Origin of the sequence: Rhodococcus sp. USK10, from assembly GCF_019378875.1 — a bacterium.
Classification (GTDB): domain Bacteria; phylum Actinomycetota; class Actinomycetes; order Mycobacteriales; family Mycobacteriaceae; genus Rhodococcus_F; species Rhodococcus_F pseudokoreensis.
Genome location: NZ_CP076048.1, coordinates 1,330,323 through 1,345,944, shown reverse-complemented (window position 1 = coordinate 1,345,944; position 15,622 = coordinate 1,330,323). Strand labels below are relative to the sequence as shown.

Genomic DNA, 15,622 nt, shown 5'->3' with positions numbered 1-15,622 from the left:
CTCGCGTGGCCGCGTGACACTCCCAGACAGGGGAGTGGACGCGCCCGGGGGCTGAGGAGACTACGTGGCCGATCAAGCGCCGCCCACAAATTCAGAGCCGAACGATACGGCCACCGCCGGGAGCGCGGTTCCCGCTCTTCCGGAGAAGATTCGCGTTCACGCCCTCGCGAAGTTGCTGGGCGTCACGAGCAAGCAGGTTCTCGCCGAGGCCGCGGCCCTCGGATTGGAACTGCGCAGTGCGCAGTCGAGCCTGCAACGCGACATCGCCGAGCGGGTATACGCCGGATTCACCGCTGCGGAGACTGCTCCTGCCGAGGCGCCCGCCGAGGTCGCACCGGAAGCTCCCGCCGAGGAGGCTCCCGCTGAGGAAGCTCCCGTCGAGCAGACTGCGGTACCGGAGGCTCCCGCTGAGGAAGCTCCCGTCGAGCAGACTGCGGTACCGGAGGCCCCTGCCGAGGAAGCCCCGGTCCAGGAAAGCCCGGAAGCCGTCGCCGAGGAGGCCGTGGTTTCCGAGCCCGACCTCGGGCACGACCTGTTCACCACCGCCGCTTACCAGGCAGAGGCGCCCGCTGCCGAGGAGCCCGCCGAGACGCCAGCCGTTTCCCAGGTCCCGCTGTTCCTGCAGCCCGACCTGGCGGCGGTCGAGACGCCGCCGCGTCGCCGGCGCAGTCGCCGGGACGCCGGAACGCCGGCACCCACAACCGAGCAGCCGCCCGTCGCGGAGTCGCGCGACGACGTCGCCGAGCCCGCGAAGGCCACGGACACCGGCACCGCCGACACCGAATCGGACGAGTCCGACGTCGACGGCGATCAGCCGCGCCGACGCCGTCGCGGCCGTCGTGGCCGTGGTCGCGGACGGGGCGAACAGCCGAACGAGCACGACATCGATACCGACACCGAGGGTGCCGAGGCCGAGGAGTCCGCGCGCGAGGGCCGCGAGGACACGGGCATCGAGAAGGGCGCGGAGACCCCGAGCCGGGAGCCCGAGGAGAAGCCGAAGAAGGAGTCCGAGGAGAAGCCCGCGGACGCCGAGCAGGCGGAAGCGGAGTCCGGGGACGAAGAGACCGGTGAGGGTGACTCCGACGGTTCGAGCCGTCGCCGCCGCCGTCGGCGCCGTCGCAAGTCCGGTGGCGAAGGGTCGGGAGACGCCACGTCCGAGGACGATCCGCCGAACACCGTCGTCCACGAGCGTGAGCCCCGCAACAAGAGCCGCTCGAAGGACGAGGTCCAGGGCATCACCGGTTCGACGCGGCTCGAGGCGAAGCGTCAGCGTCGCCGCGACGGCCGCGATGCCGGTCGTCGCCGTCCGCCGATCCTCACGGAATCGGAGTTCCTGGCACGCCGCGAGGCCGTCGACCGCGTCATGGTCGTGCGCGACCGTCTCGCCACCGGGCAACCGCACGCGACGACGCAGGTCGCCGTGCTCGAGGACGGTGTCCTCGTCGAACACTTCGTGACCACGTCGGCGTCGGCCTCGATGGTCGGCAACGTGTACCTCGGACGCGTCCAGAACGTGCTGCCCAGCATGGAAGCGGCGTTCATCGACATCGGCCGCGGCCGCAACGGCGTGCTGTACGCGGGTGAGGTCAACTGGGAGGCCGCCGGCCTCGGTGGCAACTCCCGCAAGATCGAGCAGGCGCTCAAGCCCGGCGACCAGGTGCTGGTCCAGGTCAGCAAGGACCCGGTCGGGCACAAGGGTGCGCGGTTGACCACGCAGATCAGCCTCGCGGGCCGGTTCCTCGTCTACGTGCCCGGCGGCACGTCCACCGGGATCAGCCGCAAGCTGCCCGACACGGAACGCAAGCGCCTCAAGGACATCCTGCGCGACATCGTGCCCTCGGACGCCGGAGTCATCATCCGGACCGCGTCGGAGGGTGTGAGCGAAGAGGAACTCGCCCGCGACGTGACGCGCCTGCAGGAGCAGTGGGCCGGGATCGAGGCTCAGGCCGCGAAGGCGGAATCCGGCAAGTCCGGCAACCCGCAGGCCCTCTACGAGGAGCCCGACCTTCTCGTGAAGGTCATCCGCGACCTGTTCAACGAGGACTTCTCCAAGCTCGTGATCGAGGGCGAGAAGGCCTGGTCGACGGTCGAGTCGTACATCAAGTCCGTCGCGCCCGACCTCATGCCGCGGCTCGCGCAGCACACGTCGGACAACGGTGTCGACGTCTTCGAGGCGCACCGCATCGACGAGCAACTGGCGAAGGCGCTCGACCGCAAGGTCTGGTTGCCGTCCGGAGGCACGCTCGTGATCGACCGGACCGAGGCCATGACCGTGGTCGATGTCAACACCGGCAAGTTCACCGGTGCCGGCGGAAACCTCGAGGAGACCGTCACCCGGAACAACCTCGAGGCTGCCGAGGAGATCGTCCGGCAGATGCGTCTGCGGGACATCGGCGGCATGATCGTCGTCGACTTCATCGACATGGTGCTCGAGTCGAACCGCGACCTGGTGCTGCGACGCCTGACCGAGGCCCTTGGCCGCGATCGCACCCGCCACCAGGTGTCCGAGGTCACGTCGCTCGGGCTCGTGCAGATGACCCGGAAGAAGCTGGGCACCGGCCTCGTCGAGGCGTTCTCCACGACGTGTGAGCACTGCCACGGCCGCGGCATCATCGTCCACGCCGAGCCGATCGAGGTGAAGACGTCCGAGGACACCGGTGCACGCGGGTCTTCCCGCGGCGGCGACTCCGGCGGCTCCCGCAAGAAGCGGGGACGCGACAAGTCGTCCGGCGGGGACACCCCGCAGGCTCCCGCGCACGAGGAGACCCCGACGGTGGACGCCACCGTGAAGCGGGCTCACCCGGTCGCTCTCGCGATGGCACACCACCATCACGAGGAGGAGGCTGCGCACAAGGCGGGGACTCCGGCCTCGGACAAGGCAGACCTGCCCGGGATCGAGGAGGCCGTGGCCGAGGCGCCCGCAGCGGTGGCTGCGGAAGCCGTCGTGGCGCCCGAGGCCGAGGTAGCCGTCGTCGAAGAGGCTGTCGTCGAGGAAGCCGTGGAAGCTGCGGTCGAGGCGCCTGCTGTCGAAGCGGCACCGGCCGAAGCGGCTCCGGTCGCCGAGACCCCGGAGCCCGTCGTGGAAGGCGCACCCGAGCCCACCCCGGAACCCGAACCCGCACCGGAGCCGGTTGCCCCGACGCGGCGCAGGAGTCGCCGGGTGTCGAGGGCAGCGGCAGCGCCGGTGTCCGAAACCCCCAGCGCCGGGACCGTGTTCGTGATTCCGACGCCGGAGTCCGGCGCGGAGCACGCACCGGAACCGGAGCCGGCCATGTCGGCTTCGACCGTGAGCGGACCGGCGGCGTCCTCGCCGGACGGCGCGGATCCGCAGGCAGCGCCGCGCAAGCCGCGTCGTCGCCGGGCCGCGGCACGTCCGGCAGGCCCGCCGGTCGACGCCGACCACTGATCAGGGAACGCGGGAAGGCAATCGACGCCGGTTTGTACGGAACGGTTGCCTTCCTGTAACCTTGACCAGTCGCTACTCGGCGATGAAGGTCAGCTGTGCCCTCACCTGTGAAGGCTGCGCGATCTCGACCGAGCTAGCCGTCACACCAGACCAGTCGCGCACACTGTGGCGCGAGCAAGTTCGAAGAAGCAAGGGGTAGCCCTCCGATGGCAACGTACGCGATCGTCAAGACCGGCGGAAAGCAGTACAAGGTCGCTGTTGGTGACCTCGTCAAGGTCGAGAAGATCGAGGGTGAGCCCGGCACTGCTGTCTCGCTTGCTCCCGTTCTCGTCGTCGACGGATCCGACCTGACGACCGACGCCGACAAGCTGGCCAAGATCTCGGTCACGGGTGAGGTCGTCGAGCACACCAAGGGCCCGAAGATCCGGATCCACAAGTTCAAGAACAAGACCGGCTACCACAAGCGTCAGGGCCACAGGCAGAAGCTGACGGTCCTCAAGGTCACCGGCATCAAGTAACTAGAGCTTCAGAGCTGATTTCACCCGAGGAGGGTCAAGAAAATGGCACATAAGAAGGGTGCATCCAGCTCCCGTAACGGTCGCGATTCAAATGCTCAGCGACTCGGCGTGAAGCGTTTCGGCGGCCAGTCCGTCAGCGCCGGCGAGATCCTGGTGCGTCAGCGCGGAACCCACTTCCACCCCGGCGTCAACGTCGGTCGTGGCGGCGACGACACGCTCTTCGCTCTCTCCGCCGGTGCCGTCGAGTTCGGCACCAAGCGTGGACGCAAGACCGTGAACATCGTTCCGGCGGCGGCAGAGGTCTAGTCCTGCCGCGAGTATGCATCGTCCCGTGAGGGACGTTTCAAGCTCCCAATAGGGGCGGACCTGGGTCGAGATACCCGGTCCGCCCCTATTGTTTGTTTCAGAGTTGTTTGCTTCAGAGTGAGATCAACACAATTGACTGAGGAAGGATCCGGCAGTCATGTCCCGATTCATTGACCGCGTCGTGCTGCACGTCAGCGCCGGAAAAGGCGGCAATGGCTGCGCCTCCGTACACCGGGAGAAGTTCAAGCCGCTCGGCGGCCCGGACGGCGGCAACGGTGGGCGTGGCGGTGACGTCGTGCTCGAGGTGGACGGCAACGTCCACACCCTCCTCGACTTTCATTTCCACCCCCACGCGAAGGCCACCAACGGCAAGCAGGGGATGGGGAGCAACCGCGACGGCGCCCAGGGCGACGACCTGATTTTGAAGGTCCCCGACGGCACCGTCGTCCTCGACAAGGACGGCCGGATCCTCGCCGACCTCATCGGTGTCGGCACCCGCTTCGAGGCCGCCCAGGGCGGCCGCGGCGGGCTCGGTAACGCAGCCCTTTCGTCGAAGGCGCGCAAGGCGCCGGGCTTCGCTCTCCTCGGTGAGGAGGGTGTCGAGCGGGAACTGGTCCTCGAACTGAAGTCCGTGGCCGATGTCGGGCTGGTCGGATTCCCGTCGGCGGGCAAGTCCTCACTCGTGTCCGTGCTGTCGGCGGCGAAGCCGAAGATCGCCGACTACCCGTTCACCACCCTCGTGCCGAACCTCGGCGTCGTCTCGAGCGGCGACACCACGTTCACCGTGGCCGACGTGCCCGGGCTGATCCCCGGCGCGAGCGACGGCCGCGGACTGGGACTGGACTTCCTGCGTCACCTCGAGCGGTGCGCCGTGCTGGCCCACGTCGTCGACTGCGCGACGCTGGACCCGGGCCGCGACCCGATCTCCGACATCGATGCACTCGAGGCGGAACTCGCCGCGTACAAGGGCGCGCTGTCCGGCGACACCGGCCTCGGTGACCTCGCGGACCGCCCCCGCATCGTGATCCTGAACAAGGCGGACGTTCCGGAGGCGGCCGAGCTCGCCGAAATGGTGACCCCCGACCTCGAGGCCCGCGGATGGCCTATCTTCACGATCTCGGCCGTCAGCCGAGAGGGGTTGCGCCCGTTGACGTTCGCGCTGGCGAAGCTGGTTGCGGACTACCGTGAGGCGCACCCGAAGGCCGAGCCGAAGCGTCAGGTGATCCGCCCGGTGATCGCCAACGAGAACAGCTTCAGCGTCATCGCCGATCCCGAGATTCCCGGTGGGTTCATCGTCCGCGGCACGCGGCCGGAGCGCTGGGTGCGGCAGACGCAGTTCGACAACGACGAGGCCGTGGGCTACCTCGCGGACCGTCTCGCGCGGCTCGGTGTGGAAACCGAGCTCGTCAAGCAGGGTGCGGAGCCCGGCGCGTCCGTCACGATCGGCAACGTGAGCTTCGACTGGGAACCGCAGACCCCCGCCGGTGTCGATCTCACCCGCACCGGCCGCGGCACCGACCCGCGTCTGGATCAGGTGGAGCGCATCGGCGCGACCGAACGCAAGCATGCATCCAGGGTCCGTCGCGGTCTCGAAGGCCTCGACCCCGAAGACCAGTGAGCGCCACCCGGCGCACGGTCGCGTCGGCGGGCAGCATCGTCGTGAAGATCGGATCGTCGGCGCTGACCAGTCTGGTCGGCGGGCTCGACGTCGGTCGGCTCGACGCGCTGGCCGACGCGATCGAGGCACGGATGCGTGCCGGTTCCGACGTGGTGGTCGTGTCGTCCGGCGCGGTGGGCGCGGGTCTGGCCCCGTTGGGGCTGACCAAGCGGCCGCGGGACCTGGCGACGAAGCAGGCCGCCGCGAGCGTCGGCCAACTCGCGTTGGCCCACGCCTGGGGCACCTCGTTCGCCCGGTACGGGCGCACGGTGGGGCAGGTGCTGCTCACCGCGGACGACATCGCCCGCCGCGCGCAGCACCGCAACGCGCAGCGCACCCTCGACCGTCTGCGGGCCCTGCACGCGGTCGCGATCGTCAACGAGAACGACACCGTCGCTACGGCTGAGCTGCGATTCGGTGACAACGACCGGCTCGCGGCACTCGTCGCGCACCTGGTCGGCGCCGATGCGCTCGTCCTGTTGTCGGATGTCGACGGGCTGTACGACGGCGACCCCCGCAAGGGGAATGCGACGCTGATCCCCGAGGTGAACAGCCCCGAGGATCTGGACGGGGTGGTCGCGGGCTCGGGCGGCGCCCTCGGCACCGGCGGGATGGCGTCCAAGCTGTCCGCAGCCCGCCTCGCGGCCGATGCCGGTGTTCCGGTGCTGCTCGCCGCCGCCTCGGACGCCGGAGCGGCACTGCGGGACGCCAGTGTGGGGACCGCGTTCGCGGCCCGGCCGTCCCGGTTGTCGGCGCGGAAGTTCTGGGTGCGGCACGCCGCCGACGAGCAGGGGATCCTGCACATCGACGAGGGCGCGGTCCGGGCCGTCGTCACCCGGCGGCGGTCGCTGCTGCCCGCGGGCATCACGGCGGTGTCGGGACGGTTCTACGGCGGCGACGTCGTGTCACTCCTCGGCCCGGAGGAACGTCCCGTGGCCAGGGGAGTGGTGGCCTACGACTCGGCCGAGATAAACGACATCCTCGGCAAATCGACCCAGGAACTGCCTGCCGAGATGCAGCGGCCCGTCGTCCACGCCGACGACCTGGTACCGCTCTAGAAGGTCAGGCGGGCAGCGCGGACGACGCGTCGAGCAGCGCGGTGAGGGCTTCCGAGCAGCCGGCGTGCACGGTGACGGTGGCGAACTCGTCGCCGCGCGTCGCCCCGCGGTTGACGATCGCGATGGGGATTCCGCGTTTGGCGGCGTGCCGGACGAACCGCAGTCCCGACATGACGGTGAGGGACGAACCGGCCACCAGCAGTGCCTCGGCCTCGTCGACCACGTCGTAGGCGGCCGCGACCCGTGGTTTCGGGACGGACTCGCCGAAGTACACGATGTCGGGTTTGAGCATGCCTCCGCACGCCTCGCAGTCGACCATCCGGAAATGCTCGGTGCTGGTGACGACCGCGTCGGCGTCCGGTGCGATCTCCACTCCCTGTGCGGCGGCGACGGTTTCGGCGAAACCCGGGTTGGCGCACTCGAGCCGGTCGGCGAGCGTCGCCCGGGAGATCAGTGCGTTGCACGTCAGGCAGCGGACCTGGGCGTACGTGCCGTGCAGGTCGATCACCCGGCGACTGCCGGCCTTGGTGTGCAGGAGGTCGACGTTCTGGGTGACGACCGCGCACGCGACCCCGGCCCGTTCGAGCCCGGCGAGGGCGCGGTGGCCGGTGTTGGGGCGGGCGGCGTCCATATGCCGCCAGCCGAGGTGGTTCCGTGCCCAGTAGTGGCGGCGGAAATCGGGGTCACCGGTGAACTGCTGATACGTCATGGGATTGCGCGGGGGTGAATCCGGGCCGCGGTAATCGGGGATCCCGGAATCCGTCGAGATGCCGGCGCCGGTGATCACACACAGGCGCCGGCCCCCGAGTATGTCGATCAGTGGGGCGAACACGCACTCCAGAATAGCGCCGGTTCAGTACCCGACGACGGGATCGATCAGAGCGGTGAGATTCTCGCCTGCGACGAAGCGGGTGACGTTCAGCGCCACGTGCTCGGCGAACGCCGGGGGACGGACCGCAGGCGGGTTGGAATCGTGCGGGGTGATGATCACATTCGGCAGATTCCACAGCGGGTGGCCGTCGGGGAGGGGTTCGGGATCGGTGACGTCGAGTCCTGCTCCGCCGATCGTGTTGTCCCGCAGCGCTTTCACCAGTGCATTGGTGTGGACGAGTGAGCCGCGCGCGACGTTGATCACCCACGCGGTCGGCTTCATCTGCGCGAACTCCGCCGCCCCGACCAGATGATGGGTGGCGTCGGTGGCGGGCGCCCCGAGCACGAAGTGGTCCGCCCGGGCCCACACCTCGCCCAGACGGGTGGTGGGGAGCGTCTCGATCGCGCCCGGCACCGGGCTTCCGGAACGATTCACCGCGATCACGTCGGCGCCGACACCGGCGAGCATCGGGATCAGCGCCCGGCCGATACCGCCGGCGCCCACGATCGCGACCGTGGTGCCGCGCAGGGTGCCGACCTTCGAGAAGAACTCCTGCTGGCGCCAGGTCTTCGCCTCGAGGTGCTCGGGCAGTGCCCGCACGCCGGCCAGCAGCAGCGTCAGCGCGTGCTCTGCCACGGTCGCGGCGAACGCGCCCGCCGCCGACGTCCACAGCACGGTGGAGTCGGGTCTGATCACCTTCGCGGCGAACCACTCCTCCACACCCGCGGAGTTCAACTGCACCCAGCGGATGTTCTCGGGAAGCGGATCCGGGAACCCGATCGGACCGGTGGTCCAGACCAGGGCGTCCGCGGACTCGAGGGGTGCCACACGGGCACCGCCCCGGCGCACCGCATCCTCGAGGAGCGGGTCCGGGGCGGGTCCGATGGCTATAGCTGGAACAGCAGCGTCGTCGGCCATGGGTCGAACTTACGCGGGAACCTCGATCAAGGGGTAGACACCGTTTTCGTCGTGGACCTCACGGCCGGTGACGGGCGGGTTGAACACGCACAGCATGCGCATTTCCGTCTCGGGCTCGACACGGTGACGCTCGTGACCGTTGAGCAGGTACATCGAACCGGGGCCGAGTTCGTAGACCTTGTCGTTGTCGAGGTCGATCAACTTGCCGGTTCCCTCGACGAGCCAGACGGCCTCGACGTGGTTGGCGTAGTGGAACTCGTTGACCGAACCGGCTTTGATCGTGGTCTCGTGGAACGAGAAGCCCACTTTGTCGCCGCCGAGGATGATGCGCTTGCTGCGCCAGTTGCCGTCCTCGCTGGTGATGTCGCGCTCGGTGTCGGTGATTTCTGCGGTGGTGCGAACGATCATGTGTGTCAGTCCTCTCTCTAGCTGCAGACCTTGCCGGTGGCGTCGGCGAGAATGGCCAGGCCGTGGTTCAGTTCCTCGTCGGTGATGGTGAGCGCCGGCAGGAGCTTGACCACCTCGTCGGACGGTCCGGACGTCTCCGCGAGCAGTCCCTCGTCGAAGGCGAGCTTGCAGACCTTGCCCGCGTGCTCCGGCTCCTCGAACACGAGGCCCTGGACGAGGCCGCGGCCGCGGGTCGAGACGGAACCCTCGAACTGGTTCGCCAGCTCGGTGAACGCCTGGTGGATCTTCTCGCCCTTGGCCAGCGTCGACTTGTGCAGGGTGTCGTCGGACCAGTAGTGCTCCAGGGCGACCTTCGACGTGACGAACGACGGGTTGTTGCCGCGGAACGTGCCGTTGTGCTCGCCCGGGCCCCACACGTCCAGCTCACGCTTGAACAGGGTCAGCGCCATCGGGAGGCCGTACCCGCCGATGGACTTCGACAGGCAGACGATGTCCGGGGTGATGCCGGCGATCTCGAAGGAGAAGAACGGCCCGGTGCGACCACAGCCCATCTGGACGTCGTCGACGATCAGCAGGATGTCGCGCTCGGCGCACAGGTCCGCGAGGGCGCGCAGCCACTCGGGGCGGGCGACGTTGACGCCGCCCTCACCCTGCACCGTCTCGACGATCACGGCGGCCGGACGGTTCAGGCCACTGCCCGAGTCGTCCAGCACCCGGGAGAACCAGTGGAAGTCCTCGGTGACGCCGTCGAAATAGTTGTCGAACGGCATCGGGGTGGCGTGCACCAACGGGATTCCGGCGCCGGCACGTTTCATCGAGTTACCGGTGACCGACAGGGCGCCGAGCGTCATGCCGTGGAAGGCGTTGGTGAAGTTGATGATCGACGAACGACCCGTCACCTTGCGTGCCAGTTTCAGGGCGGCCTCGACCGTGTTGGTGCCGGTGGGCCCGGGGAACTGGACCTTGTAGTCGAGACCTCGCGGTTTCAAGATCTTGTCCTGGAAGGTCTCGAGCAGGTCGCGTTTGGCCACGGTCGACATGTCCAGACCGTGCGTGATGCCATCGCCGACGATGTAGTCGACGAGCGCCGACTTCAGGACCGGGTTGTTGTGGCCGTAGTTCAGCGAACCGGCGCCGGCGAAGAAGTCGAGGTAGTCGCGGCCGTTCTCGTCGCGGATCCACGATCCGGACGCCGACTCGAAGACGGCCGGCCAGCCGCGGCTGTAGCTGCGAACCTCGGACTCGAGGCTCTCGAAAATGTTCGTATCGAAATTAGTCATGTTATTGCATTCCTCCGGGGCATGCTCTTAGCCGATGGTGTACAGATCTTCGGCTTCGTGTCCATCGGGAAAATCGTTGGGGGAGAACAGTTCCTGCTTGTTGATCGCCGTATCTCGGCGACGCGCCAATGCTGTGAACAGCGCGATCGAAGCCTCGTTGTCGGGGCTGATCGTCGTTTCGAGATGGGTAATCCCTTCGGGTGCAAGCCGATCGAGCAGTGCACTCAGCATGCGACCTGCAATTCCCTTGCCGCGCTGGTCGGCGTCTACGGCAACCTGCCAGACGAACAGCGTCGCAGGGGATTCTGGGCGGATGAAACCCGATACGAATCCCACGACGCGCTCGTCGACGACTGCGACGACCGACGATCGGCTGAAATCTCTACACCACAACAGGTATGCGTAGCTCGAATTGAGATCGAGCACTTCCGTGTTCCTGGCGATCTCCCAGAGCCGGACTCCGTCAGTGATCTCTGGACTTCTGAACAACACCGCGTCCGGCGCGGTGGTCGGGATGGCACTCTTCTGAACAGGCGTCATTGGAAATTCGAACCTAACAACCATCCCCTTCGATTTCACGTGCCTCGCGAAATTGGACAGTTCAGGCGGCAGGGCTTTGCAGGTGAGACGTGCAAAGTGATGCTGATCACATTATGTAACTTTTGGGTGAACCGCAAGCGACACACTCCGCCTATTTGAGACTCGCGAGCGCGAAGGGGAGGACTGACGCGGCACCCGCCGCGCGGACCGTCCGGGCGGCCATCGTGAGGGTCCAGCCGGTGTCGGTGAGGGTGTCGACGAGCAGAACCGGTCCGGTGCCCTCGGGAACGCCCGGGGCCTCCCAGGCGTCGACGAGCCCGGCCACCCGGTAGGCGGAGTTGGCCGCGGACACCGGCGGGTGCTCAGGGCGCAGCCGCAGAACTCCCAGGTCGGTGAGGCGTCCCACAGTGGCGAGTTGCCCCGCGATCGACGCCGACAGCAGCGGGTGGGTGGCTGATTCGACGGCCATCACGGCCGTCGGCCGCTCGGCCCAGTCCCAGGACGCCAGCACCTGGATGCAGGCCTTCAGGACGGCGTCGGGCGCCGGTCCGTCCGGGTCGTCGAGCAGGGAGCGCAGGCGCTGACCCCAGCCCAGATCGGACAGCCGGCCCAGCACGCGACCCGGCTCGGGACCATCGGAGATCTTGCCGGACAGCTTCACGCCAAGCTTCGCGAGGCCCGTGGGCCACTGTTTGCGGGGCGCCAGATCCACGCCTGGCCGCTCGAGGCGCGCTCTGGTCTGTTGCACCGCCTCGGCGTCGACAGTCGCGTCGTGGCGCTCTCCGGTGCAGTTGTCGCACCGGCCGCAGTCGGACGTGCCCGCTGCCAGACCCGGGTCGTCGAGCTGCTCGCGCAGGAACGCCATCCGGCACGTGGTGATCCGCTGGTACTCGATCATCGCCTGCTGCTCGGATTCGCGGGCCCGCTCGAGACGCTCGTACCGGTCGGCGTCGTACGTCCACGGCTCCCCGGTGCCCACCCAGCCGCCCCGCACCCGGCGCACCGCGCCGTCCACGTCCAGGACCTTCAGCACCATCTCCAGCCGGGTGCGGCCGAGCTCCACGAGTGGCTCGAGAGCCTGCGTGGACTGCGGCCGGTCGGTGTCGAGGACCTCGATCACCCGGCGCACCACGTGCTCGCGGGGGAACGCGACGGACGCGAAATAGCTCCAGATCTGCTTGTCCTCGGATCCGGGCAGCAGGATCACCTCGGCGCGGTCGGTGGACCGGCCTGCACGCCCCACCTGCTGGTAGTAGGAAATCGGCGACGACGGCGCACCGAGGTGCACGACGAACCCCAGGTCGGGCTTGTCGAACCCCATCCCGAGCGCGGACGTGGCCACCAGCGCCTTCACGCGGTTGCCGAGCAGGTCCTGCTCGAGGGTCTCGCGCTCGCCGGCATCGGTCTGCCCGGTGTATGCGGCGACCGTGTGCCCCCGCTCGGACAACAGGCTCGCCAGATCCCGGGCCGCCGACACGGTGAGCGCGTAGATGATGCCCGAGCCTGGCAGGCTGTCGAGCTTCTGGGCGAGCCACGCGGCACGGGCGGTGGCCTCCGGAATCTGCACGACCGACAGGTGCAGCGACTCTCGCTCGAGGCCGCCGCGCAGCACGAGGGTTTCCGCGCCGCCCACCCCGAGTTGCGTGGAGACGTCGGAGACGACGCGGTCGTTCGCCGTGGCCGTGGTGGCAAGCACGGGAATGCCCTCGCCCAACTCGGCGATCAGCGTGCGGATCCGCCGGTAGTCGGGACGGAAGTCGTGACCCCAGTCCGACACGCAGTGCGCCTCGTCGACCACGACGAGGCCGGCATCGGCGGCGAGGGAGGGCAGGACCTGGTCGCGGAAGTCGGGGTTGTTGAGACGCTCGGGGCTGACCAGCAGCACGTCGAGTTCGTTGTCCGCGACCCGTGCGTGGATGTCGTCCCACTCGGTGACGTTCCCGGAGTTGATGGTGGCGGCGCGCACACCGGCGCGCTCGGCGGAGGCCACCTGGTTCCGCATCAGCGCCAGGAGCGGCGACACGATGACCGTGGGACCGTGCCCGTGTGCCCGCAGCAGCTTCGCCGCGATGAAGTAGACCGCCGACTTGCCCCAGCCCGTCCGCTGGACGACGAGCGCCCGTCTGCGGCCCACGACGAGCGCCTCGATCGCCGTCCACTGGTCGTCGCGGAGGGTGGCGTGCTCGCCTGCCAGCTCGCGGAGCAGCCGTTCGGCCTCGTCACGGAGTGCGGGTTCGGTGGCGGTCGTCATGCCCCCATGGTGCACGACCGGGGTGACACGGACGGTCCAGGCGAGCGCCTGGGTGCTCAGCCGGGAAGTGCCGCCTCGATCTCGGCGAGGGTGGGCGAGGACGTGGAGGCGCCGCGGCGGGTGGTCGCGAGTGCGCCCGCCGTGCACGCGAACGGGACGGCGGTAACGGGGCCGCCGCGCCACGACACGCTGAGGGCGCCCGCGAAGGCGTCGCCCGCGCCGGTCGTGTCGACCACCTCGACCGCCGGGGAGTCGGCGTGGAGCACGGCGCCGTCGCGGCCCGCGTAGTCCGCGCCCGACGACCCCAGCGTGGTGACGACGTGGGCGACGGCGCCGGTGACCTCGGCGCCGAGTTGCGCGGCCTCGGTCTGGTTCACCAGCAGCACGTCGATCAGCTCCACGAGCTCAGGCGGAAGTGGCTGCGCCGGTGACGGATTCACCATCACGACGGTGCCGTGGGCCGCGGCGTGCGCCGCCGCGGCCACCACGGTGCCCAGTGGTATCTCGAGTTGGCAGAGCAGGACGTCGGCGTCCGCTATCGCCGCGAGTTCGGCGGGCGTCAGGTCCACCACGGTGCTGTTGGCGCCCGGGACCACGACGATGCTGTTCTCGCCGGCGGCGTCGACGGTGATCGCCGCGATCCCGCTCGGCCCGTCGACCTCCCGCAGGTACCGGGTGTCGACCTCGGCGTCGACGAGGGCCTGCCGCAGGTCGAGGGCGAACACGTCGGAGCCGACCGCCCCGATGAACGTCACGGCCCCGCCCGCCCGCGCCGCGGCGATCGCCTGGTTGGCGCCTTTGCCGCCGGGGGTGGCGGCGAAGGCGCTGCCCAGGATCGTCTCCCCGGGCCCGGGCAACCGCTCGGTCGCCGTCAGTAGATCCATGTTGACGCTGCCGACCACGGCGACCCTGGGAGCGGACATATCCCGAGACTAGCCCGCGTCGGCGGCCGCCGTCTCCTGTGCGGACGCGGCGGAGGCCTCGCTCTTGCGGCGGAGACGCTTCAGGATGCGCCGGGCCTCGGCGTCCGTGGACACGGCGGGCGGCGAGCCCTCGAGGGGCTTGCGGGCGGTCTCCGAGATGAGCAGCACCGCGATCCCGCCGACGACCGCCGCACCCATCATGTACATCGGCGCGACGAGATCGCTGCCCGTCGCGTCCTGCAGCGCCGTGAGCACCAGGGGAGTGGTGCCACCGAAGATCGACACCGCGAGGTTGTATCCGATCGCCAGGCCGCCGTAGCGGATCCCGGTCGGGAACAGCGCGGGAAGCACGGACGGGAACACGCCGACGAACAGCAGCAGCAGGCCGCCGAGGATCGCGAGGCCGAGGAAGACGGTGAAGTAGTGGCCGACCCCGATCAGCAGGTACGCCGGCAGCGACAATGCGAAGAACCCCACGAAACCGGCCAGTAGCAAGGGTTTACGACCGACCCGGTCGGACAGCTTTCCGACGAAGCTGATCGCCACCATCATGATGAGCATCACGATGATCATGAGGACGAGACCGTGCGATTCGTCGTAGCCGAGCGTGTTCGACAGATACGTCGGCATGTAACTGAGCAGACCGTAGTGCGCGATGTTGTAGGTGGCGACCAGGATCACGCACAGCACCAGCGGACGCCAGTTCTCCACCAGCGTCTCGCGCAGTTTGCGTCCCGTGGATTCGTCTGCGAGCGAACGCTCTTCGGCCTGCTCCATCTGCTGGAACGCAGGCGTCTCCTCGAGCCGCAACCGCAGGTAGAGGCCGATCAGGCCCAGCGGACCGGCGAGCAGGAACGGAATCCGCCACGCCCAGTCGACCAGGGCGTCGGCGCTCACCACAGTGCTGATGATGGTGACCAGCCCCGCGGCCGCCACATACCCGGCGAGGGTGCCGAATTCGAGGAAGCTCGCGAAGAACCCGCGGCGCTTGTCCGGTGCGTACTCGGCGACGAACGTGCTGGCGCCGCCGTACTCGCCACCCGTGGAGAATCCCTGCACGAGCCGGAACAGCACCAGCAGGATCGGTGCGGCGAGCCCGATGGATCCGTAACTCGGGATCAGGCCGATGGCGAACGTGCTGCCCGCCATCAGGATGATCGTGGTGGCGAGCACCTTCTTGCGACCGATCCGGTCGCCGAGCGGACCGAAGAACAGTCCACCGAGGGGGCGGACGACGAAGGCCGCGGCGAAGATCGCGAACGTCGACAGCAGCTGTGCGGTGCCGCTGGCCTCGGGAAAGAAGACCTTGCCGATCGTGGTCGCCAGGTAGGCGTACACGCCGAAGTCGAACCACTCCATGGCGTTACCGAGCATGGTGGCCTTGACGGCGCGTTTGACGGAGGCTTCGTCGGTGACCGTGACATCAGGTGATTCGGCCACCTCGGCCGACGTGATCGAGTGATCTGGTGCATTCATGTCTTGCGCT

General features: G+C 68.7%; 13 protein-coding genes. 5 read left to right on the top strand and 8 right to left on the bottom strand.

All coding sequences use genetic code 11. From position 1 onward, the window contains the following. The first annotated feature begins 64 nt into the window (after positions 1–64). The 5 genes from I1A62_RS13170 to proB all read left to right on the top strand — a co-directional run bounded on the left by I1A62_RS13170 (position 65) and on the right by proB (position 6,945). Positions 65–3,406 (top strand): translation initiation factor IF-2 N-terminal domain-containing protein, encoded by a 3,342-nt coding sequence (locus I1A62_RS13170; protein WP_219458857.1) that lies wholly within the window; start codon positions 65–67, stop codon positions 3,404–3,406. 206 nt (positions 3,407–3,612) lie between these two features. Then, the gene (gene rplU, locus I1A62_RS13165; protein WP_005248081.1) at positions 3,613–3,924 is read left to right on the top strand and encodes a 50S ribosomal protein L21; all 312 of its coding nucleotides are present in this window, start codon (positions 3,613–3,615) and stop codon (positions 3,922–3,924) included. A gap of 42 nt (positions 3,925–3,966) precedes the next feature. Further along, positions 3,967–4,230, top strand: a complete 264-nt coding sequence (gene rpmA / locus I1A62_RS13160) for a 50S ribosomal protein L27 (protein WP_012688267.1) — start codon at positions 3,967–3,969, stop codon at positions 4,228–4,230. 157 nt (positions 4,231–4,387) lie between these two features. Continuing rightward, positions 4,388–5,848, top strand: a complete 1,461-nt coding sequence (obgE, locus tag I1A62_RS13155) for a GTPase ObgE (protein ID WP_124391207.1) — start codon at positions 4,388–4,390, stop codon at positions 5,846–5,848. Then, positions 5,845–6,945, top strand: coding sequence for a glutamate 5-kinase (gene proB / locus I1A62_RS13150; protein WP_206010703.1), 1,101 nt, complete (start codon positions 5,845–5,847; stop codon positions 6,943–6,945). The genes obgE and proB overlap by 4 nt, the downstream gene beginning before the upstream one ends. Before the next feature lie 4 nt (positions 6,946–6,949). Here proB and I1A62_RS13145 read toward each other — a convergent pair whose 3' ends face one another. The 8 genes from I1A62_RS13145 to I1A62_RS13110 all read right to left on the bottom strand — a co-directional run bounded on the left by I1A62_RS13145 (position 6,950) and on the right by I1A62_RS13110 (position 15,612). Next, on the bottom strand, positions 6,950–7,777 hold the full coding sequence (locus I1A62_RS13145; RefSeq protein WP_219458856.1) for an NAD-dependent protein deacetylase: 828 nt from the start codon (positions 7,775–7,777) through the stop codon (positions 6,950–6,952). 21 nt (positions 7,778–7,798) lie between these two features. Further along, positions 7,799–8,734 carry a D-isomer specific 2-hydroxyacid dehydrogenase family protein gene (locus tag I1A62_RS13140; RefSeq protein WP_124391211.1) on the bottom strand — a complete coding sequence of 312 codons (936 nt, stop codon included), beginning with the start codon at positions 8,732–8,734 and terminating at the stop codon, positions 7,799–7,801. A gap of 9 nt (positions 8,735–8,743) precedes the next feature. Continuing rightward, positions 8,744–9,142, bottom strand: a complete 399-nt coding sequence (locus I1A62_RS13135; protein WP_012688262.1) for an ectoine synthase — start codon at positions 9,140–9,142, stop codon at positions 8,744–8,746. A gap of 17 nt (positions 9,143–9,159) precedes the next feature. Continuing rightward, complete coding sequence (gene ectB, locus I1A62_RS13130) at positions 9,160–10,422, bottom strand: diaminobutyrate--2-oxoglutarate transaminase (RefSeq protein ID WP_124391212.1); 1,263 nt, start codon at positions 10,420–10,422, stop codon at positions 9,160–9,162. 27 nt (positions 10,423–10,449) lie between these two features. Further along, positions 10,450–10,962, bottom strand: a complete 513-nt coding sequence (gene ectA / locus I1A62_RS13125) for a diaminobutyrate acetyltransferase (protein ID WP_009474013.1) — start codon at positions 10,960–10,962, stop codon at positions 10,450–10,452. 151 nt (positions 10,963–11,113) lie between these two features. Next, positions 11,114–13,213, bottom strand: a complete 2,100-nt coding sequence (locus tag I1A62_RS13120; RefSeq protein ID WP_124391213.1) for an ATP-dependent DNA helicase RecQ — start codon at positions 13,211–13,213, stop codon at positions 11,114–11,116. A gap of 56 nt (positions 13,214–13,269) precedes the next feature. After that, complete coding sequence (locus I1A62_RS13115; RefSeq protein WP_124391214.1) at positions 13,270–14,136, bottom strand: ribokinase; 867 nt, start codon at positions 14,134–14,136, stop codon at positions 13,270–13,272. Positions 14,137–14,145: 9 nt separating this feature from the next. Beyond that, positions 14,146–15,612: an MFS transporter gene (locus I1A62_RS13110; protein WP_124391215.1), complete on the bottom strand. Its 1,467-nt coding sequence runs from the start codon at positions 15,610–15,612 to the stop codon at positions 14,146–14,148. Positions 15,613–15,622 lie beyond the last annotated feature (10 nt).

Coding starts and splice junctions, on each gene's coding strand:
- I1A62_RS13135 (WP_012688262.1), bottom strand. CDS start 9,142: ATGATCGTTCGCACCACCGCAGAAATCACCGACACCGAGCGCGACATC.
- ectA (WP_009474013.1), bottom strand. CDS start 10,962: ATGACGCCTGTTCAGAAGAGTGCCATCCCGACCACCGCGCCGGACGCG.
- rpmA (WP_012688267.1), top strand. CDS start 3,967: ATGGCACATAAGAAGGGTGCATCCAGCTCCCGTAACGGTCGCGATTCA.
- obgE (WP_124391207.1), top strand. CDS start 4,388: ATGTCCCGATTCATTGACCGCGTCGTGCTGCACGTCAGCGCCGGAAAA.
- I1A62_RS13140 (WP_124391211.1), bottom strand. CDS start 8,734: ATGGCCGACGACGCTGCTGTTCCAGCTATAGCCATCGGACCCGCCCCG.
- ectB (WP_124391212.1), bottom strand. CDS start 10,422: ATGACTAATTTCGATACGAACATTTTCGAGAGCCTCGAGTCCGAGGTT.
- I1A62_RS13110 (WP_124391215.1), bottom strand. CDS start 15,612: ATGAATGCACCAGATCACTCGATCACGTCGGCCGAGGTGGCCGAATCA.
- rplU (WP_005248081.1), top strand. CDS start 3,613: ATGGCAACGTACGCGATCGTCAAGACCGGCGGAAAGCAGTACAAGGTC.
- I1A62_RS13120 (WP_124391213.1), bottom strand. CDS start 13,213: ATGACGACCGCCACCGAACCCGCACTCCGTGACGAGGCCGAACGGCTG.
- I1A62_RS13115 (WP_124391214.1), bottom strand. CDS start 14,136: ATGTCCGCTCCCAGGGTCGCCGTGGTCGGCAGCGTCAACATGGATCTA.